Raw genomic sequence first — 19,006 nt, 5'->3', positions numbered from 1 at the left:
GAGGGGATAGATGAGCGCGGAGTTCGGCGGCCGGACCGGCCTGCAGGGCAAACTCACCCAGTGGCTGCGCGCCGGGCGCCGGCCGAAGGAGGACGCCGGGGACGGCGGCCGTGAGGCCCTGCTGCTCGCCGCCGCCGGTGCGGGACTGCCCCTCGCGCCCGCGGCCCACCCGGCGGCCGGGTACCGCTGCTCCTGCGACCGGGTCGGCTGTCCCACTCCCGCCCGGCACCCGGTGTCCTTCGCCTGGCAGACGCAGTCGACCACCGACGGCGCCCAGATCGAGCGCTGGGCCCGCCATCAGCCGCAGGCCAACTTCATCACCGCGACCGGCATGGTGCACGACGTCCTGGACGTGCCCCTCGATGCCGGTCGCGACGCCTTGGAGCGGCTGCTCGCCGCCGGGGTCGAGGTCGGGCCGGTCGCCGAGAGCGACGACGGACGCCTCCTCTTCTTCACGCTCACCCGCGGCACGCCCGAGGACGAGGACGAGTGGTGGCCGTGCGAACTGGACTGCCACCCCGAGACGGCGGACGAGCACCCCGGGCTGCGCTGGCACTGTCGGGGCTCCTACGTCCTCGTGCCGCCGGCTCGGCTGCCCGGTGAGGACCAGGGGGTGCGGTGGGTCCGCGGGCCGGTGCACGCGCTGCCGGATCCGCTGAGCCTGCTGGAGGTACTCACGGAGGTCTGTGCGCGCTACATCGGTGAGGACGCGGACCACTCCGCCGGGGCGGGCTGGCCCCTGCGGCACTGAGGCCTACGAGCCCTCCGCCGACGTCAGGCCCTGGATCCTGCCCAGGATCGTCACCTTGCCCTGGCCCTTGGGGTCCAGCGCCACCCCGTTGGAGACGAACTCCATCATGAAGGACTGCTTGATCTCGCCCTTCGTCAGGGCGAGGACGTCTTTGTTGGGGGTGGGGACGGACGTGCCCGCGTAGGCGGTCTGCTTCTCGAAGTGGCGTGTGGTGAAGAACACCAGTGCCCCGCCGTCCGCCGTGCGCAGCGCCAGGGGGGCGTAGTCGCCGTTCGTCAGCGGCTCGTCGATGTACTGGGTGACCATGCCCGGCTTCTTGGAGTTCTTCTGGCGCAGGGCACGCCACTGGCTGGTGTGGGGGCCGTCCGTGAAGGTCTCTCCGCCGTCCTTCAGATACGTCGAGTACGTCCGGCTCAGGTTGCCGGGGGCCGTGGCCAGGTCGGTGGAGTTCACGGGGACGGGCTCGGCCCAGCCGTCGGCGTCCTTCTTGAACTGCGGGACCTTGCCCGGGGCGACGAGCGTCAGGTACGCCACCTGGAAGGGGTCGTCCAGGCTGCTGCGGGTGAACACCAGCAGCCAGCGGGCGGTGCCGCCCTTGTTGCCGACCGCGTCGACGACGAACCAGCGGGGCCAGCCGGCCTTCTTGGGGATGGTGAACTTCGCGTCCGTCAGCGTCAGCGGGGTGTGGTTCGGGTTGCCGTCCGGGTTGTTCGCCTTCCCGGCCTTGAGGCGGGCCGAGTCGATGTCGGCGAGGGCGCCGGTGGTGTGGTCGGCGTCCAGGGTGCCGTCGTAGGCCTTGTCGGCCTCGTTGTACGCGGTCGTGAACTCCTGGAGGGCCTTCGTGGCTTCGGCGCGGGTCGTGGACGGGAGGACCTCACGTTCGCCGTGCACGACGACGCATCCACTGGCCGTGAGCGACAAAGCGGTCGCCGAGGTTGCTATGAGGGCGCTCCGGGCGGGCCTGCGGAGCGTTCGAGGGTCGCGATCCCTGCTCATCGGGTACCTTCACCTTCCCCTTTCCGGAGGCGAACCCTACCGGGTGCCTCCGGCGGTTGGGCCGGGGGTGGGGTGGGCATGCGCGTCCGCTTCGCCTGACGCCGGTGGTGGGTCGGGGCCGCGCCGGGGGGTGTCCGTCCTCGGAACGGCGCGATGGACCCCCACACCGACTGACTGGCGTTGACGCGCCAACCGCTGCGGGCGGACACCCCCCCGACACGGCCCCTTGCGTACGACGGCGGGTGCGGGCCACGCCAGCTGCGGCATGCGTGCCGCCAGGGGCGGCACGGTTGGGCGTGGGGGAGGCACCTCATTGCGTCGAGTCGCGCACCCCATCCGGCCTCGGGGTCAAGGGCGGTGCGACGTCATGCCTTGTCGCGCACCGGAGTCGGGGCCGTCGTTCGGGTCGGTGCCAGGAACAGGGCCAGGACCGGGATCAGGTACAGGAGCCAGACCGCTGCTTGGAGTGCGGTGGGGTCGGGCTGGAAGTTGAAAACGCCCTTCAGGAGCGTGCCGTACCAGCTGTCCGGGGGGAGCGTGCCGGAGATGTCGAAGGCCTTGTCGGTGAGGCCGGGCAGGAAGTCGGCCTCCTGGAGGTCGTGGAAGCCGTAGGCCAGGACGCCGGCCGCGACGACCACCAGCATGCCGCCGGTCCACGTGAAGAACCTGGCCAGGTTGATGCGCAGCGCGCCCCGGTAGAACAGCCAGCCCAGGAGGACCGCAGTCAGGAGGCCCAGGGCGACGCCGAGCAGGGGGCGCGGCGTGCCGTCGCTCGCCGCGTGGACCGAGGCCCAGACGAACAGGGCCGTCTCCAGGCCCTCCCGGCCCACCGCGAGGAAGGCCGTCGCGACCAGCGCGGCCGTGCCCATCGCCAGCGCGGCGTCCAGCCTGCCGTGCAGCTCCGACTTGAGGTGCCGGGCGGTGCGGCGCATCCAGAACACCATCCACGTCACCAGGCCGACCGCGAGGATCGACAGGGAGCCGCCGAGTGCCTCCTGCGCCCGGAACGTCAGCTCCTGGGAGCCGAATTCGAGGGCGCAGCCGAAGCCGAACGCGAGGGTGATCGCGACGGCTATGCCGGCCCAGATCGGCTTCAGGGCGTCCCTGCGGCCGGTCTTGACCAGGTAGGCGATGAGGATGCAGACGACGAGGCTCGCCTCCAGGCCCTCGCGCAGACCGATCAGGTAGTTGGAGAACACCGGGTCAGGCCTCCTTCGAGAACAGCGTCCGGCCCCACCAGTCGTCCTTGTCGCGGACGCCCGGCGGGATCGCGAAGAGCGCCGAACCCACGTGCTGGATGTACTCGTTGAGCGCGTCCGCGGCCAGGCTGCGCTGGATCGGGATGAAGCCCTCGCGGACGTCGCGCTGGTAGGCCAGGAAGAACAGGCCCGCGTCCAGGCGGCCGAGGCCGTCCGTGCCGTCGGTGAAGGAGTAGCCGCGGCGCAGGATCGTCGCCCCGTGGTTGGTGTCGGGGTGCGCGAGCCGGACGTGCGCGTCGGGCTTCATCGCCTTCAGGAACGGCTCGTCGCGCTCCTTGGCCTTGCCGACCGGGGCGCCCTCGCCCTTGTCGCGGCCGAAGATGTCCTCCTGCTCCCGCAGCGAGGTGCGGTCCCAGGTCTCGATGTGCATGCGGATGCGGCGGGCGACCAGGTAGGAGCCGCCCTCCATCCAGGGCGGGCCGTCCTTGCCGTCCACCCAGACGAACTTCTTCAGGCGGTCCGTCTGCGTGCCCGCGATGTTGCGGGTGCCGTCCTTGAAGCCCATGAGATTGCGGGGGGTCTGCGCCTCGGGCGTGGTGGAGGAGGTCTTGCCGAAGCCGAGCTGCGACCACTTGATGACGACCTTGCCGAAGCCGATGCGGGCCAGGTTGCGCACGGCGTGGACCGCGACCTGGGGGTCGTCGGCGCAGGCCTGGATGCACAGGTCGCCGCCGCTGCGGTTCTTGTCCAGGTTGTCGCCCGCGAACTTCGGCAGGTCGACCAGGGCCTGCGGGCGGCGGTCCGTGAGGCCGAACTTCTCGAACAGGGACGGGCCGAAGCCGATCGTGAGGGTCAGGCGGGAGGGCTTCAGGCCCAGGGCCTCGCCGGTGTCGTCCGGGGGCGCCTCGGGCAGTCCGCCGTAGGCGCCCTCGCCGACGGCGTGGCCGGCCGTCATGCGCCGGGCGGCCGCCGTCCAGTCCTTCAGCAGCCGGACGAAGGCGTCCCGGTCGTCGGTCGTCACGTCGAACGCGGCGAAGTGCAGGCGGTCCTGCACCGGGGTGGTGATGCCCGCCTGGTGCGGGCCGTGGAAGGCGATCGCCGCACCGGCCGGCTCGGTGTCGTCCTCGGTGCGGGCCATCGCCACCGCGCCGCCCGCCGCGGCCGCGCCGAGCGCCAGGCCCGCGCCGCCCCAGCCGAGCAGCGAACGGCGGCTGGGGGAAGGGGAGTTGGTGTCGGTCATCGTGTCCCCCGCTACTTCACCACGGCCGCGGCGAGCTTCGACAGGGGCTCCGCCAGGGCGTTGACCGCGTCCGAGAGCTCCTTGCGGTCGGCCTTGCCGACCTTGTCGTAGGAGGTGAAGTCGTACGACGTCGTGTCCGGACGGTACCGGTCGAGCAACTTGTCCAGGGCCGCGAACTGCTCGTCGAGTTCGGTGACGAGGGCCGCGTCGTTCTCCTTGGCGACCGGCTTCAGCAGGTCGTACGACTTCTGCGCGCCCTCGACGTTCGCTTTGAAGTCGACCAGGTCGGTGTGCGAGTAGCGCTCCTCCTCGCCGGTGACCTTGCCGGTGGCGACCTCGTCGAGGAGTTCCTTGGCACCGTTGGCCATGGAGGTGGGGGTGATCTCGGCCTTGCCGACCCGGCTCTGCCAGTCCTTCAGGTCCTTGATCAGCAGGTCGGCGAGGTCCTTCTCGCGGTCGCCGATCTTCTTGTCCTGCCAGAGGGCCTTCTCCAGGCGGTGCCAGCCCGTCCAGTCGGTGGCCGGGTCCTGGCCGTCCGCCAGGCCGTCCTCGCGGACGTCGACCTTGGGGTCGATGTCGCCGAAGGACTCGGCGACCGGCTCGGTACGCTCCCAGCCGATGCGGGAGGGCGCGTATGCCTTCTTCGCCGCCTCGATGTCGCCGTCCCTGACGGCCTCGGCGAAGGCCTCGGCCTTCGGCAGCGTCTCGTCGGCCTGCGCTTGCGCGTAGGCGCGGTAGGCCGCCACGGCCTTGTCCAGGCGCGGGTCGCGCTGGACGGCCTTGCCGCCGGTGGCCTTGACGGCCTGGCGCACGCCGTCGCCCTTCATGCCGGGCTTGCACGCGATCTGGTAGTCACCGGCCTTCACCTCGGCGGTGACCCGCTGCTTGGTGCCGGGGCCTATGTTCTCCCGCTCGGTGACCACGCGGTCGTCGGGGAAGAGGACGTAGACCTCGGTGACCTTGGAGCCCTTGTTCTCGACGGCCAGCTCGACGTGCCCGGCCGGGAACTCCTTCTTCGACACCTGGCACTTGTCGTCCGTCGCCGTCACGTTGATGACGTGGTCGCCGTCCTTCGCGTCGCTCTTCTCGGTGCAGCCCGTGACGGCGGCCAGGGCCGCCGCGGCGGCGATGACGACGGAAACGGGACGGGCGGGTCGCATGAGGGCTCCAGGGGAGAGAAGGTGAGGCTCACCTAAGACGGCACATAAGGATTACCTAAGTGGCTCAAAATCGCCCCCATGGCTGCGTCAAGGGACGGTCAAAGGTCGCCTCGCGACCCCTGGCGCATCGGGGTGCGCCCCTGACCGGCGAGAATGCCCCTCGTGACTGACTACGACGTGCTCCGCGTCTTCTGCGGGCCGAACGGTGGGTACGGCAACGAGCTCGGGGTCGTGCGCGAGGGATCCGTGATGCCCGGGCGGGACGAACGGCAGGCGTTCGCCGCGAAGGTCGGATTCAGCGAGACCGTGTTCGTCGACGATCCCGAGCGCGGAGTGATCGACATCTACACCCCGACGCTGCGGCTGCCCTTCGCCGGGCACCCCTGCGTCGGCGCGGCATGGCTGCTCGACGTGCCCGAACTGGTCACCCCCGCAGGCGTGGTCGGCGCCCGGCAGGACGGGGAGTTCTGCTGGATCGAGGCCCGGGCGGAGTGGGTGCCGCCGCGGACGCTGCGCCGCTACGGCAGCGCCGCCGAGGTCGACGACCTGGCCGTGCCGCCGCCGGGGGAGTGGGTGTACGCCTGGGCGTGGGAGGACGAGCCCGCCGGGCGCATCCGGGCCCGGGCCTTCCCCGGCCGGGGCGACGGCATCGACGAGGACGAGGCGACCGGGGCCGCGGCCCTGCTGCTCACCGACCGGCTGGGCCGGGCCCTGAACATCACCCAGGGCGCGGGCTCCCAGATCCTGACCGCGCCCCAGCCGGGCGGATGGACCGAGGTCGGCGGCCGGGTCCACCTCGAACGCTGACCCGGACGGAGCGCGTCCATACGGGTGGAACAGCGTGTGTGGACGGCGGTGAACGGGGACCTCTGGCCGTGACCAAGCACCACCGCGAGAGGAATCTCATGCGCATTCGATCCGCTCTGGCCGTCGTCGCCCTGACCGCCGCCCTGTCCGCCACCGGTGCGACGGCGGCCTCCGCCAACGACGACGCGGAGTACCGCGACGACCACCACGTGGCGTGCAGCCCGTACTTCGGTGAGCTCGAGGCCGAGACCGCCGAGATCGAGTGGGGCGGGGCCGTCTGCCACAACGGTCCGTTCGACATCTGAGCAGGACGGACCCGGCTCCCCGCCGAGCCGGCACCGGGGCCCCCTCGCCACGCGCGAGGGGGCCCCGCCCCTTCAGGGGTTCTCTCGCTATGAGCGTCCGATCAGGGTGAACTCCTCGCCCAGCGCCTCGAACACCGCGTTGTTCAGCCCGTACGCCCGCTTGCACTCGGCCACGATCCGCTGCCGCTCCAGCTCGTCACCGGGCACGGCGTCCAGCAGCTCGCAGTAAGCCCGCTTGAAGGCGGCCGGGTTGGGGATCTCCTCGAAGACGTAGAAGCGGACTCCGTCGCCCTTCTTCGAAAAGCCCCATGTCTTCTCGGCAGTGTCGCGGATGATCTGCCCGCCGGAGAGGTCGCCCATGTAGCGGGTGTAGTGGTGGGCGATGTAGCCGGCCGGCCAGTCGCGGGCGCACGCCGTGATCCGTTCCGCGTACTCCAGGGTGGCCGGCAGCGCGCTGACCGTCCTCCGCCATCCGGGGCCCCGCAGGTGCTCCAGGTCCCGCTCCAGCGCCGCCGTCCGGAACAGCTCCGGCCGGACGAAGGGGCCGGCCACCGGGTCCGCGGCGAGCTGCCGGGCGCCGGCCTCCAGCGCGCCGTACACGAACCACAGCTGCTCCGTGTAGCGCGCGAACGCGTCGACCCCCAGTTTGTGCCCCAGCAGGTCGCCGATGAAGGTCGAGCCCCTGACCTCCTCGTGCTGTTCGCGAGAAGCGGTCCGAAGGAGCGCGGAGAAGGATTCCATGGGCGTACTTTTCCCGACGGGCTGTCGGTAAAAACCTGACGCCGAAAGGAACGACCCGCCCCCGGGAGGAAGGGAGGGCGGGCCGTGCGGTGGTGTGCGGGAAGGCCGGCTACGGCAGCGTGAGGATCTCCGCGCCCGAGTCCGTCACCACCAGCGTGTGCTCGAACTGGGCCGTCCGCTTCCGGTCCTTCGTGACGACCGTCCAGCCGTCGTCCCACATGTCGTACTCGTGCGTCCCGAGCGTCAGCATCGGCTCGATCGTGAACGTCATGCCGGGCTGGATGACCGTCGTCGCGTGCCGGCTGTCGTAGTGCGGGATGATCAGGCCCGAGTGGAACGACGAGTTGATGCCGTGCCCGGTGAAGTCGCGGACCACCCCGTAGCCGAAGCGCTTGGCGTACGACTCGATGACCCGGCCGATGATGTTGATCTGCCGGCCCGGCTTGACCGCCTTGATCGCCCGCTCCAGGGACTCCCGGGTCCGCTCCACCAGCAGCCGCGACTCCTCGTCGACGTCACCCACCAGGTAGGTGGCGTTGTTGTCGCCGTGCACACCGCCGATGTACGCCGTCACGTCGAGGTTGACGATGTCGCCGTCGCGCAGCACCGTCGAGTCCGGGATGCCGTGGCAGATGACCTCGTTGACCGACGAGCACAGCGACTTCGGGAAGCCCCGGTAGCCCAGCGTCGAAGGGTAGGCGCCGTGGTCGCACATGTACTCGTGCGCGACTCTGTCCAGCTCGTCCGTGGTCACCCCGGGGGCGATCAGCTTCGCGGCCTCCGCCATCGCCCGGGCCGCGATCCGGCCGGCCACGCGCATCGCCTCGATGGTCTCGGGCGTCTGCACCTCCGGTCCGGTGTACGGCGTCGGCGCGGGCTTGCCGACGTATTCGGGGCGGCGGATGTTTCCGGGCACGGGACGGGTGGGGGACAGCTCCCCCGGTGCGAGCAGCGACTGGCCAGACATGCCAGCGAGTCTAACCAGCGGCCATGGGGGAACATGTCGATGGCGAGAGGAGCTGGTCATGGCCCTGTTCAAAAAGCGCACGGTCGGCAAGCCGGGTGAGTGGTACTACTGCCTGGAGCACAAGAAGGTCGAGGAGGGGCCGGAGTGCCCGGGCAAGGACCGGTTCGGGCCGTACGCCTCCCGCACGGAGGCCGAACACGCGATGGCGACCGCCCGCGAGCGCAACCTCCAGTGGGAGAACGACCCCAAGTGGCACGACGCCCCGGCGGGCAGCCGGGACGACGAGAACTGATCCCCCGACGCCCGGGGTCGCGCCGGCCGCGGACCCGGGCGTTCGCAACGGCTCACCGAAGGAGGCCCGGACGTCACCAGCGGGCCGGCGGCGGGGCCGTGAGGTGCTCCGCCAGGCGCGCCACCCGGTCCCGGAAGCGGCGCCGCCCGCGCGGGGCCGGCAGGGCGTTCTCCCCGGCCGCCGCGCTGACCAGGTGCTGCACCGTGTCGAGGTCCAGTTCCGAACCGTCGGGCACGGCCAGGACCTCGTGCGCCATGGACGGCAGCTCGCCCTGCCCGGGGCCGAGGGCCAGGACCGTCGCTCCGGCCCGACGGGCGTCGGACACCCGTTCCACGAGGGGCGCGGCGGGCGTCGCGGGGGCGACCACCAGCAGCGTCTCGCCCCGCCGTGCCGCCTCCAGCCGGCCCAGACCGACCGCCAGATGCGCCGGATCCGAAGGGCGCGCGCCGTGCCGCACCAGAGTCGGGGCCAGCTCCGGCGTGCCCGACCAGGCGGCCTCGTCCACCAGGTGCGCGGCGAGATGCCACGGCTCGTACTCCGGCGTGCCGACCAGCAGCAGCCCGCCCCCGTGCGACACCACCGAGCCGCGCAGCGCCCCGGCGAACCGCCGCGTCGCCCCCAGCCACTCCGTCCCGGCGAGCACTTCCCGCAGCAACGCGACCCGAACCGCATCCATGGGAGCGCATCCTGCCCCGAACGGTCACTCGTGACGTGCGGTTCACCCCGCATTCGCCCGGGCTGGGTAGGCCGACCGGTCACCCGTACCGCCGTCGAACGACCGGAGGAACCCGCCGATGACCGAGACCAGCGTCCCCTTCCGCGCCGGACGGGAGGGGTACGCCAGTTTCCGTATCCCCGCCGTCGTCGCCACCGGCACCGGTGACCTGCTCGCCTTCTGCGAAGGCAGGGTCGGCTCCCGGGACGACTTCGGGAACATCGACATCGTGCTGAAACGCTCCTCGGACGGCGGCCGCACCTGGGGCCCGCTCCAGGTCGCCGCCCGCAACGGCGACGCCCTCGCCGGCAACCCCGCGCCCGTCGTCCTCGGCACCGGCCGCGTCCTCCTCGTGCATGTGCGCAACGCGGCCCTCGCCACCGAGGACGCCATCCGGCGCGGCAAGGTGAGCGCGGCCGACGGACGCCGCGTGTGGGTGCAGCACAGCGACGACGAGGGCCGCACCTGGTCCGCTCCGAAGGAGATCACCCAGCAGACCAAGCGCCCCGAATGGCGCTGGTACGCCACCACCCCCGGCCACGCGATCCAGCTGAGCACCGGCAGGGTCGTCGTCCCCGCCAACCACTCCCTGCCGCCCACCGGCACCGACAACGGCACCGAGGGCAGGTACAACGGCGGCCACTGCCTGCTCAGCGACGACGAGGGCACCACCTGGCGGATCGGCTACGTCGACGACAACCCCGACGGCTACATCAACGCCAACGAGACCACCGCCGCCGAACTCCCCGACGGCCGCGTCTACCTCAACACCCGCAACGACTCGCCCTCACCCGGCACCCGCGCCGACGCGCACTCGGCCGACGGCGGACAGACCCTGGCGAAGCCCTTCCGTCCCCAGGCCGGTCTCACCGCCCCCGTCTGCGAGGCGGCCGTCCTGCAACTCCGCGACCCCGACCTGCTCCTGTACTCCGGCCCCGCCGACCCGGGCTTCCGCGCCCTGATGACGATCCGTGCCTCCATCGACGCCGGCACCACCTGGCGCCCGGCGCACACCGTGGACGGCCTGCCCGCCGCCTACTCGGATCTCGTGCGCGTCGACGCCGGCACCGTGGGCCTGCTCTACGAGACCGGAGACTTCAGCGCCTACGAGACGATCACCTTCCGGCGGGTGCCCCTGACAGAGCTGACCTGAGCCTCCCGGCGCGGTGGGGCGGTCGTAGAGTCGGGGCCATGACCTCTACCGACAGTGCTGCCGCCGACAACGCCCAGAAGGCCCCCGCCAAGGACCCCTGGGACCTGCCCGACGTCTCCGGACTCGTGGTGGGCGTGCTCGGCGGGACCGGGCCGCAGGGCAAGGGCCTGGCCTACCGGCTCGCCAAGGCCGGCCAGAAGGTGATCATCGGCTCGCGTGCCGCCGACCGCGCTCAGGCGGCCGCCGGAGAACTCGGCCACGGCGTCGAGGGCGCCGACAACGCCGAGACCGCCCGCCGCAGCGACATCGTGATCGTCGCCGTGCCCTGGGACGGCCATGGCAAGACCCTCGGATCCCTGCGCGAGGAACTGGCCGGCAAGCTCGTCGTCGACTGCGTCAACCCGCTCGGCTTCGACAAGAAGGGCGCCTACGCCCTCAAGCCCGAGGAGGGCAGCGCCGCCGAGCAGGCCGCCGCCCTGCTGCCGGACTCCCGGGTCACGGCCGCCTTCCACCACCTGTCGGCCGTGCTGCTCCAGGACCCGGAGATCGACGAGATCGACACCGACGTGATGGTGCTCGGCGAGGTCCGCGCCGACGTCGAGATCGTCCAGGCCCTCGCCGGCCGCATCCCCGGCATGCGCGGCATCTTCGCCGGACGGCTGCGCAACGCCCACCAGGTGGAGTCGCTGGTGGCGAACCTGATCTCCGTGAACCGCCGGTACAAGGCGCACGCGGGCCTGCGCGTCACCGACGTGTGAGCCGGTGACGTACATGGGGGACACTGGACGGCACCAGCAGTGCCGCAGTGTCCCCCGACAGGAGTCGACCCCATGCCCCGCCTCGCCCTCTACGCCCTGATCGTCTGCGTGCTCTCCGTGGCCGCCGCCGTGGTCTCCTTCACGCGGGGCAGCTTCCTGGGGATCGTGTGGGTGCTGCTGGCGGGCCTGTCGTCCAACATGTGCTGGTACTACGCCAAGCGCGCCAAGCAGCGGAAGTCCGTCGCCGGCTGACCCGCGGCCGTCAGGGAGCCGCCGAGCAGAACTCGTTCGAGCCCTGCCAGAAGCGGTACAGCTCCTGACCGCAGTACGTCTCGAAGTCGCTGATGCCGAGGGACTTCAGGATCGTGTCGACCACGTCGAAGAAGACGCCGTTCACCGCCGGCAGCCACAGCAGCGCGAACACGAACAGCAGGCCGAACGGCGCGAACGGCTCCACCTGGCGCCGGATGCTGTACGACAGCCACGGCTCGATGACGCCGTAGCCGTCCAGGCCCGGTACCGGCAGGAAGTTCAGCAGCGCGGCCGTCACCTGGAGCAGCGCGAGGAACGCCAGCGCGAACCGGAAGTCGTTCGGCACCCCGTCCAGGGCGTCCAGCCAGAACGGGGCGGTGCAGACGACGGCGAACAGCACGTTGGTCAGCGGGCCCGCCGCCGAGATCAGGCTGTGCTTCCAGCGCCCCTGGATCCGGTTCCGCTCGATGAACACGGCGCCGCCGGGCAGGCCGATGCCACCCATGATCACGAAGATCACCGGGAGCACGATGCTGAGCAGGGCGTGTGTGTAGGCGAGAGGATTGAGGCTCAAGTAGCCCTTGGCCCCCACGGTGATGTCGCCTGAGTGCAACGCGGTACGAGCGTGCGCGTACTCGTGGAGACACAGAGAGACCACCCAGGCCGAGGTCACGAAAAGGAAGACGGCCAGCCCTGGAGACGCGGCGAAATCCGTCCACACCGCCCATCCGGTGACCGCCGTAACAGCAGTGATCCCTAGGAAGACAGGGCTGATCCGCTGATCGCGCGTGCGAGGGACGGTGGTCATGGGCGGGCTCCTGGTGGGTGGTGGTGAGCATGCAGTGCGAGTTTTCCAGAGAGGAGAGACAGGAGGGGGCGCGGGTCCCGGTCGCCCGTAGGGGCTCGTCCACCTCGGGAACTTCGCAAGACGTTCCCGGAAATCTTCCGTATCTCCGCAACCAGCCCACCCCGTCCCGGCGGGTGGCATCGGACCGTGATGCCGGCGCGGACCAGATCCTCGCCGATTTCGGAGGTCTCCATGCTCTGCCAGCGCTCCGCGAAGGTGGTACCAAGAGGCACGAATCGCCAGTGATCCGTCTCGTCCGGATGGGGGTGACGATCTCCTCGTCGGGCAGGAACACGTAACCGGGGGGCAGGAACACGTAACCGGGGCACGCGGGGGAGCCGACCCGTGAAAGGCAACGGATCTTCTCGGTCACCCGGTACGTCCCGTCCTTGCGCCGTTTCTCGGACATCCCTGTCCGACTCTCTACCGGCGACGTAAGGGGCCCCGGTTTCCCGGCCTGCCCACCCGCGCAACGCCGCGGAAACCTCGTGACCGCCCCCGTATCACCGGAGACAATGACCCCGTGCACTACCGCATCCTCGGCACCACGCAGGCGCTCCGCAGTGACGGTTCGGTCGTTCCGGTCGGTGGGGCGCGGCTGCGTGCGTTGCTGACCGTGCTCGCGCTGCGGGCCGGTCGGACCGTGCCCGTGGGGCTGCTCGTCGACGAGGTGTGGGGCGGGCAGCCGCCCGCCGACGCTCCGGGGGCGTTGCAGGCGCTGGTCGGGCGGCTGCGGCGGGCGCTCGGGGCCGGCGCGGTCGCCTCCGTCGAGGGCGGGTACCGGCTGACGGCCGCGCCCGACGACGTCGACCTGCACCGGTTCGAGCGGCTGGCCGGCGAGGGGGTGCGGGCGCTGGCCGACGGCGACCCCGCCAAGGCCGCCGTGGTCCTCGACGACGCCCTCGCCCTGTGGCGCGGCCCCGCTCTCGCCGACCTGCCCGACCGCACCGCCGAGGCGGCCCGCCGGGACACCCGCCGTCTGGACGCGCTCCGGGCCCGCCACACCGCCGCCCTCGCCCTGGGCCGGGCCGAGCAGTCCCTGCCGGAGCTGACCGCCCTGTGCGACAGCCACCCCCTGGACGAGCCCCTCCAGGCCCTGCGTCTGCGCGCCCTGCGGGACGCCGGCCGTGCGGCGGAGGCGCTGGACGCCTTCGAGGACGTCCGGCGCCTCCTCGCCGACCGCCTCGGCGCCGACCCGGGGCCAGAACTGCGTTCCCTGCACGCGGAGTTGCTCCGGCTGGGGGACGCACCGGTGCCCGCGCCGGCCCGGCTGCTCGCCGGCAACCTCCGTGCCCGCCTCACCTCGTTCATCGGCCGGGAGGCCGACATCGAGACCATCCGCGGGGATCTCGCGGAGGCCCGGCTGGTCACCCTGCTCGGGCCCGGCGGTGCCGGGAAGACCCGGCTGTCGCAGGAGGCCGCGGAGACCGTGCGCGAGGCCATGCCCGGCGGTGTGTGGCTGGCCGAACTCGCCCCCGTCGACGACCCGGACGCCGTGCCGGAGGCCGTGCTCACCGCCGTCGGCGCCCGGGAGACCGTGCTGTACGGCGCCGGCGCCGAGGGCATCCGCGCCGCCGTCGCCGACCGGCTCGACGACCCCGTCGAGCGGCTCGCCGAGCACTGCTCCCGGCCCCGCATGCTGCTGATCCTCGACAACTGCGAGCACGTCGTCGACGCCGCCGCCCGGCTCGCCGAGGAGCTGCTGGCGCGCTGCCCGGACCTCACCGTCCTGGCCACCAGCCGTGAACCCCTCGGTGTTCCGGGCGAGTTGCTGCGGCCGGTGGAGCCGCTGCCCGAGCCGGTGGCGCTGCGGCTGCTGGCCGAACGGGGCGCGGCGGCCCGGCCCGGCTTCCGGATCGAGGACGACCCCGGGGCGTGTGCCGAGATCTGCCGCCGCCTCGACGGCCTGCCGCTGGCCATCGAACTGGCCGCCGCCCGGCTGCGGATGCTCACGCCCCGCCAGATCGCCGACCGGCTGGACGACCGCTTCCGTCTCCTCACCTCCGGCAGCCGCACCGTCCTGCCCCGCCAGCAGACCCTCAGAGCGGTCGTCGACTGGTCCTGGGACCTGCTCGACGAGGAGGAACGCGACGTCCTGCGGCGGCTGTCGGTGTTCGCCGGCGGCTGCGACCTGCCCGCCGCCGAGGCGGTGTGCGGGCCGGGCGCCCTGGAAGCGCTCGGCTCCCTCGTCGACCGCTCCCTGGTCGTGGCCGCCCCGCCGGACGGGTCCGCCGACGGGGAGATGCGCTACCGGCTGCTGGAGACGGTCGCCGAGTACGCCGCCGAGCGGCTGGGCGAGTCCGGGCAGCGCGCCGAGGCCGAGCGGGCCCATCTGACGTACTTCCGTGAACTGGCCCGCGTCACCGACCCGTTACTGCGCGGCCCCGGCCAGCTCGCCGCCATCCACCGGCTGGAGCGCGAGTACGAGAACCTGCGGACCGCGCTGCGGCACGCCGTCGCCCTGCGCGACGAGCAGGAGGCGCTGTGCCTGGCGCTGTCCCTCGTCTGGTACTGGCAGATGCGCGACCTGCGCATCGAGGCCCGCAACTGGTGCCGCGAGGTCATGGCCCTCGGCCCCGACCCCTTCACCGAACCCGTCCGCCCCGCGGCCCCCGTCTGGCACCGCTGCACCGACGCCCCGCCCCCGATGACCGGCGAGGTCCTGTGGGAGGCCCGGCGCGGTATTCACCTCGCCCATCTCGCCTGCATGGACACCGAGCTGGACGCCTGGCAGAACCCGGACTCCCAGCGGAAGCTGCGCGCCATCGCCGGGACGTACGAGCCCGGTCTGCCGCAGAACTGCCGGCTCCCCGGCCTGCTCTGGTTCTTCGCCGTGATGCTGACCGGCGACATGGACCGGCTGCGCGTCATCATCGACGCGTCCATCCGCACCTGCCGGCAGACCCCGGGCTTCGACTGGGAGCTCGCCTCCGGCCTGCAGATGCGGGCCAACTTCCTCGCCAACCGCACCGACTGGGCCGGCGACGCCGCCCACGACGCCGACGAGTCGCTGGAGATCTACCGGCGCCTCGGTGACGCCTGGGGCACCGCCGAGGCCCTCTCCGCCCGTGCGGAGGCCCACGAGCGCAAGGGCCACTACGCCCTGGCCGCCGCGGACTACGAGGCGGCCATCGCCCATGCCGAACACCTCGGCGCCCGCGCCCAGGCGGCGGTGCTCAGCGCCCGGCTGGGCAGCGCGCTGCTGGAGGCGGGCGACGGCGAACGCGGCGAGCGGCTGCTGCGTGAGGTGATCGCCCAGCGCGAGGACTCGCACAGCGAGGCCATGCCCGCCGCCCGCCTGTTCCTCGCCGGCTGGCTCGGGCTGACGGGCCGCACCACGGAGGCACGCGAGCAACTGGGCCGGCTGCGGCAGGATTTCCGTATCGCCCACTTCATCGTCTTCGACGCGTTCATCCTCGGCGCGGAGGCCTGGCTGGACGCCGCCGACGGCCGGTACGAGGAGTGCCTGCGCCTGATTCGCAAGGCCCTGGAGCGGGCCGCCGATCCGCTGTCCACGGCCATCGCGCCGTACATGCGCTCGGGGTACCTGATCATCGGCGCCTGGGCCCTGGCCGGTGTCGACGGCGGAGGGCGCGCCGAGGACGCGGCCCGCTGCCTGGGCGCCTTCGACGCCCTGCTGCCGCCCGGTCACATCGCCCAGCGGCAGGAGCGCGAGACCCGCGAGCGCACGGAGCGGCAGGCCCGGGCGCTGCTCGGCGACCCGGCCTACGAGGCCGCGTACGCGGCGGGCGGGGGCCTCTCCCTCGACGAGGCCACCGCCCTGCTGTGACATCGCGACGAAGGATCCGTGAGGCGGATCCGCCCGCCGGGTCAGTTCTTCGTACGGAACTTGTGGATCGCTACGGGCGCCATCACCGCCGTGATCACCGCCGACCAGCCGAGCGTCACCCACAGGTCGTGCGCGACCGGCCCGCCCACCATCAGTCCGCGCGCGGCGTCCGCGAGCGTCGACAGCGGGTTGTAGTCGGTGAACGCCTGCAGCCAGCCCGGCATCGACGTGGTCGGCGCGAAGATCGACGAGCCGAACTGCAGCGGGAACAGCACCAGGAAGCCCATCGCCTGTACGGACTGCGCGTTCTTCAGGATCACGCCCAGGGTGAGGAACACCCACATGATCGACGAGGCGAACGCCGTGGACAGGGCCACGGTCGCGAGCAGCCCCGGCCAGTTCGTGATCTCGAACCCGACCGCCACGGCGACGATCATCAGCACGGCGGTGGCGAACAGCATCCGCAGCAGTTCCACCGAGATCTTCGCGAACAGCACTGAGCCGCGCCCGATCGGCAGGGACCGGAACCGGTCCATGACACCGGAGTTGAAGTCCTGGCTGAAGCCCGTGCCGACGCCCTGGGACAGCGTCATGCTCATCATCGCGATCATGCCCGGGATCACGTACTGCACGTACCGGTCCTGCCCGCCGCCCAGCGCCTGCCCGATCGAGCCGCCGAAGACGAACACGAACAGCAGGGTGAAGATGACCGGCATCAGCAGTGCGTCGGCCATCGACTCCGGGTCCTTGCGGATCCACAGCAGGTTGCGGCGGATCAGGGCCCCGGTGTGGCGCAGATGGCCGCGCAGCGGGATACGGGCGTCCGTGGCGGCGTCGTTGACGGTGACGGCGCTCATACGGCGGCCTCCTGGAGGTCTTCGGCGGGCATGGCGTCCTGCGGGGCACTGGCACGGTGGCCGGTGAGGGACAGGAACACCTCGTCCAGGCTGGGCAGTTCGGTGGTGATGGAGGAGAGCGTGATGCCGCGCGCGGTGACCGCGCCGACCACGGCCGTCAGCTGCTCGTCGCTGAGGATCGGCACGAGGACGTCGCCCCGGTCGGTGTCGACCGTGGTGGTGGCGAGCCCGGTGATCCCCAGCTCGTCCAGGGTGCCCGCGAGGGGCCGCAGGTGGGTGGGATCGGCGGTGCGGATCCGCAGCGCCCGGCCGCCGACCTTCGCCTTCAGCGCCTCGATCGCACCCCCCGCGATGACCTGGCCGCGGTCGACGACCGTCAGCTCCGAGGCGAGCTGCTCGGCTTCCTCCATGTACTGGGTCGTGAGCAGCACGGTGACCCCGTCGCCGACCATGCGCTTGACCTCGTCCCACACCTCGTTGCGGGTGCGGGGGTCGAGGCCGGTGGTCGGCTCGTCGAGGAAGAGCACGGCCGGCCGGCCGATCATCGACGCGGCCAGGTCCAGCCGGCGCCGCATCCCCCCGGAGTACGTCGCCGCCGGCCGCTTGGCCGCCTCGGTCAACGAGAAGCGCTCCAGCAGCCTGTCGGCACGGGCGCGGGCCTCCTTGCGGGGCAGATCGAGCAGCCGCCCGATCATGTACAGGTTCTCCCAGCCCGAGAGCTTCTCGTCCACGGACGCGTACTGGCCCGTGAGCCCTATCACCCGCCGCAGCTGCCGCGGCTGCCGTACGACGTCGTACCCGGCCACGGTGGCCTGCCCCGAGTCGGCCTGCAGCAGGGTGGACAGGATCCGTACCAGGGTGGTCTTCCCGGCCCCGTTCGGCCCGAGCACCCCCATCACGGTGCCCTCCCGCACCTCCAGGTCGACCCCGTCCAGTGCCTTGGTCTCCCCGTAGTGCTTCACCAGCCCCCGCACGGTGACAGCGGCGCCGCTGGTCTGTGTGTCGATTCGCGTCATGGGACAGACGGTCCCAGTCCCCACCGACAAACCACCGACACGTCACCGACAAGCCGCCGACAGCCTGCCGATGCCCTGCCGGCCGGCCACCGCGGACGCGGGACGGCCCGCCGACGGGGGATGATCGGCGGGCCGTCCGTGGTGGTGCGGCAGTGGTTCTAGTGGACGGAGTTCTCCTCCTGCGGGAACGTCCCACCGACGACCTCGTCGGCGAACGCCTTCACCGCGTCGCCCATGACCTCACGCAGGTTCGCGTACTGCTTCACGAACTTCGGCACCCGCCCGCCGGTCAGACCCAGCATGTCGGTCCACACCAGCACCTGCGCGTCGGTCTCGGGGCCCGCCCCGATCCCCACGGTCGGGATGTGCAGCACGCGCGTCACCTCGGCGGCCAGCTCCGCGGGGACCAGCTCAAGCACCACCGCGAACGCGCCCGCGTCCTGCACGGCCTTCGCGTCCCGCAGCAGCTGCTGGGCCGCTTCCTCCCCGCGCCCCTGCACGCGGTAGCCCATGGCGTTGACCGACTGCGGGGTCAGGCCGATGTGCGCCATGACCGGGATGCCGGACTCGACGAGCAGCCGGATCTGGTCGTGCGACCGCTCGCCCCCCTCCAGCTTCACGGCCTGCACGCCCGCCTCCTTCACCAGCCGGGTCGCCGAGCGCAGCGCCTGCACCGGGCCCTCCTGGTAGGAGCCGAAGGGCAGGTCGCCGACGATCAGGGCGCGCGAGGTGCCCCGTACGACCGCCGCCGACAGCATCGTCATCTCGTCGAGGGTGACGGGCACGGTCGTCTCGTACCCGAGGTGGCAGTTGCCCGCCGAGTCGCCGACGAGCATCACCGGGATCCCGGCCTCGTCGAAGACGGACGCGGTCATGGCGTCGTACGCGGTGAGCATCGGCCACTTCTCGCCGCGCTCCTTGGCGGCGGCGATGTCGCGCACGGTGATACGGCGGGTGCCCTTGCCTCCGTACAGCGCCCTGCCGTTGCCGGAGGGCTTCATCTGAGCAGTCTGGGCAGCCGGAAGCTGCGTCATTGCACGGCTCCTAACACGTCATCTCGAGGCGCCCTGACGGCGTCCCCGGACCACGTCCATGGTGGCACCTCGTGCCATCGAGGGCTAGGGGAGCCCTTGTGAGTTCCGTCCGCGGGGGCCCCGGAA

At 71.9% G+C, this 19,006-nt stretch carries 19 protein-coding genes; 8 read left to right on the top strand and 11 right to left on the bottom strand.

What is annotated here, in order from left to right:
• Positions 1-10 precede the first annotated feature (10 nt).
• Positions 11-751 carry a bifunctional DNA primase/polymerase gene (locus tag A4E84_RS11745; RefSeq protein ID WP_062926515.1) on the top strand — a complete coding sequence of 247 codons (741 nt, stop codon included), beginning with the start codon at positions 11-13 and terminating at the stop codon, positions 749-751.
• Between the two features lie 3 nt (positions 752-754).
• On the opposite strand, the gene A4E84_RS11740 is transcribed toward A4E84_RS11745, so the two are convergent.
• The 4 genes from A4E84_RS11740 to efeO all read right to left on the bottom strand — a co-directional run bounded on the left by A4E84_RS11740 (position 755) and on the right by efeO (position 5,346).
• Entirely contained in the window at positions 755-1,747 is a 993-nt protein-coding gene (locus A4E84_RS11740; RefSeq protein WP_062926514.1) for an SCO2278 family lipoprotein, read from the bottom strand.
• A 365-nt stretch (positions 1,748-2,112) separates the two neighbouring features.
• Positions 2,113-2,946 (bottom strand): iron uptake transporter permease EfeU, encoded by an 834-nt coding sequence (gene efeU, locus A4E84_RS11735; protein WP_062926513.1) that lies wholly within the window; start codon positions 2,944-2,946, stop codon positions 2,113-2,115.
• Positions 2,947-2,950: 4 nt separating this feature from the next.
• Positions 2,951-4,186 (bottom strand): iron uptake transporter deferrochelatase/peroxidase subunit, encoded by a 1,236-nt coding sequence (gene efeB / locus A4E84_RS11730; protein ID WP_062926512.1) that lies wholly within the window; start codon positions 4,184-4,186, stop codon positions 2,951-2,953.
• Between the two features lie 11 nt (positions 4,187-4,197).
• Entirely contained in the window at positions 4,198-5,346 is a 1,149-nt protein-coding gene (gene efeO, locus A4E84_RS11725; RefSeq protein ID WP_062926511.1) for an iron uptake system protein EfeO, read from the bottom strand.
• A gap of 162 nt (positions 5,347-5,508) precedes the next feature.
• Between efeO and A4E84_RS11720 the strand changes: the two genes are divergently transcribed.
• The gene (locus tag A4E84_RS11720; RefSeq protein ID WP_062931404.1) at positions 5,509-6,153 is read left to right on the top strand and encodes a PhzF family phenazine biosynthesis protein; all 645 of its coding nucleotides are present in this window, start codon (positions 5,509-5,511) and stop codon (positions 6,151-6,153) included.
• A gap of 98 nt (positions 6,154-6,251) precedes the next feature.
• Positions 6,252-6,458, top strand: a complete 207-nt coding sequence (locus A4E84_RS11715) for a hypothetical protein (protein ID WP_063827559.1) — start codon at positions 6,252-6,254, stop codon at positions 6,456-6,458.
• Between the two features lie 87 nt (positions 6,459-6,545).
• Here A4E84_RS11715 and A4E84_RS11710 read toward each other — a convergent pair whose 3' ends face one another.
• On the bottom strand, positions 6,546-7,199 hold the full coding sequence (locus A4E84_RS11710; RefSeq protein ID WP_062926509.1) for a biliverdin-producing heme oxygenase: 654 nt from the start codon (positions 7,197-7,199) through the stop codon (positions 6,546-6,548).
• A gap of 109 nt (positions 7,200-7,308) precedes the next feature.
• The gene (gene map, locus A4E84_RS11705; RefSeq protein ID WP_062926508.1) at positions 7,309-8,166 is read right to left on the bottom strand and encodes a type I methionyl aminopeptidase; all 858 of its coding nucleotides are present in this window, start codon (positions 8,164-8,166) and stop codon (positions 7,309-7,311) included.
• Between the two features lie 58 nt (positions 8,167-8,224).
• Here map and A4E84_RS11700 point away from each other — a divergent pair, with 58 nt between their 5' ends.
• Positions 8,225-8,458 (top strand): hypothetical protein, encoded by a 234-nt coding sequence (locus tag A4E84_RS11700; RefSeq protein ID WP_062926507.1) that lies wholly within the window; start codon positions 8,225-8,227, stop codon positions 8,456-8,458.
• Positions 8,459-8,531: 73 nt separating this feature from the next.
• On the opposite strand, the gene A4E84_RS11695 is transcribed toward A4E84_RS11700, so the two are convergent.
• Entirely contained in the window at positions 8,532-9,134 is a 603-nt protein-coding gene (locus A4E84_RS11695; protein WP_062926506.1) for a hypothetical protein, read from the bottom strand.
• Positions 9,135-9,252: 118 nt separating this feature from the next.
• Here A4E84_RS11695 and A4E84_RS11690 point away from each other — a divergent pair, with 118 nt between their 5' ends.
• From A4E84_RS11690 to A4E84_RS11680, 3 genes are all read left to right on the top strand, one after another.
• Positions 9,253-10,326 (top strand): sialidase family protein, encoded by a 1,074-nt coding sequence (locus tag A4E84_RS11690; protein ID WP_062926505.1) that lies wholly within the window; start codon positions 9,253-9,255, stop codon positions 10,324-10,326.
• Positions 10,327-10,364: 38 nt separating this feature from the next.
• Positions 10,365-11,084 carry an NADPH-dependent F420 reductase gene (gene npdG, locus A4E84_RS11685; RefSeq protein ID WP_062926504.1) on the top strand — a complete coding sequence of 240 codons (720 nt, stop codon included), beginning with the start codon at positions 10,365-10,367 and terminating at the stop codon, positions 11,082-11,084.
• A gap of 72 nt (positions 11,085-11,156) precedes the next feature.
• The gene (locus A4E84_RS11680) at positions 11,157-11,336 is read left to right on the top strand and encodes a hypothetical protein (RefSeq protein WP_033305983.1); all 180 of its coding nucleotides are present in this window, start codon (positions 11,157-11,159) and stop codon (positions 11,334-11,336) included.
• 10 nt (positions 11,337-11,346) lie between these two features.
• Here the strand turns inward: A4E84_RS11680 and A4E84_RS11675 are convergent, their stop codons facing one another.
• Positions 11,347-12,144 carry a site-2 protease family protein gene (locus A4E84_RS11675; protein ID WP_062926503.1) on the bottom strand — a complete coding sequence of 266 codons (798 nt, stop codon included), beginning with the start codon at positions 12,142-12,144 and terminating at the stop codon, positions 11,347-11,349.
• A gap of 562 nt (positions 12,145-12,706) precedes the next feature.
• Here A4E84_RS11675 and A4E84_RS11670 point away from each other — a divergent pair.
• On the top strand, positions 12,707-15,973 hold the full coding sequence (locus tag A4E84_RS11670) for a BTAD domain-containing putative transcriptional regulator (protein ID WP_237304892.1): 3,267 nt from the start codon (positions 12,707-12,709) through the stop codon (positions 15,971-15,973).
• 41 nt (positions 15,974-16,014) lie between these two features.
• On the opposite strand, the gene A4E84_RS11665 is transcribed toward A4E84_RS11670, so the two are convergent.
• The 3 genes from A4E84_RS11665 to panB form a co-directional block, all read right to left on the bottom strand.
• Positions 16,015-16,830, bottom strand: coding sequence for an ABC transporter permease (locus tag A4E84_RS11665; RefSeq protein ID WP_062926501.1), 816 nt, complete (start codon positions 16,828-16,830; stop codon positions 16,015-16,017).
• Positions 16,827-17,846 carry an ATP-binding cassette domain-containing protein gene (locus A4E84_RS11660; protein WP_062926500.1) on the bottom strand — a complete coding sequence of 340 codons (1,020 nt, stop codon included), beginning with the start codon at positions 17,844-17,846 and terminating at the stop codon, positions 16,827-16,829. The genes A4E84_RS11665 and A4E84_RS11660 overlap by 4 nt, the downstream gene beginning before the upstream one ends.
• A gap of 158 nt (positions 17,847-18,004) precedes the next feature.
• On the bottom strand, positions 18,005-18,880 hold the full coding sequence (panB, locus tag A4E84_RS11655; RefSeq protein ID WP_062926499.1) for a 3-methyl-2-oxobutanoate hydroxymethyltransferase: 876 nt from the start codon (positions 18,878-18,880) through the stop codon (positions 18,005-18,007).
• Positions 18,881-19,006 lie beyond the last annotated feature (126 nt).

This window comes from Streptomyces qaidamensis (assembly GCF_001611795.1).
GTDB lineage: Bacteria > Actinomycetota > Actinomycetes > Streptomycetales > Streptomycetaceae > Streptomyces > Streptomyces qaidamensis.
The sequence above is the reverse complement of the archived record's forward strand: the minus strand, read 5'-3'. Positions and strand labels throughout refer to the sequence as shown.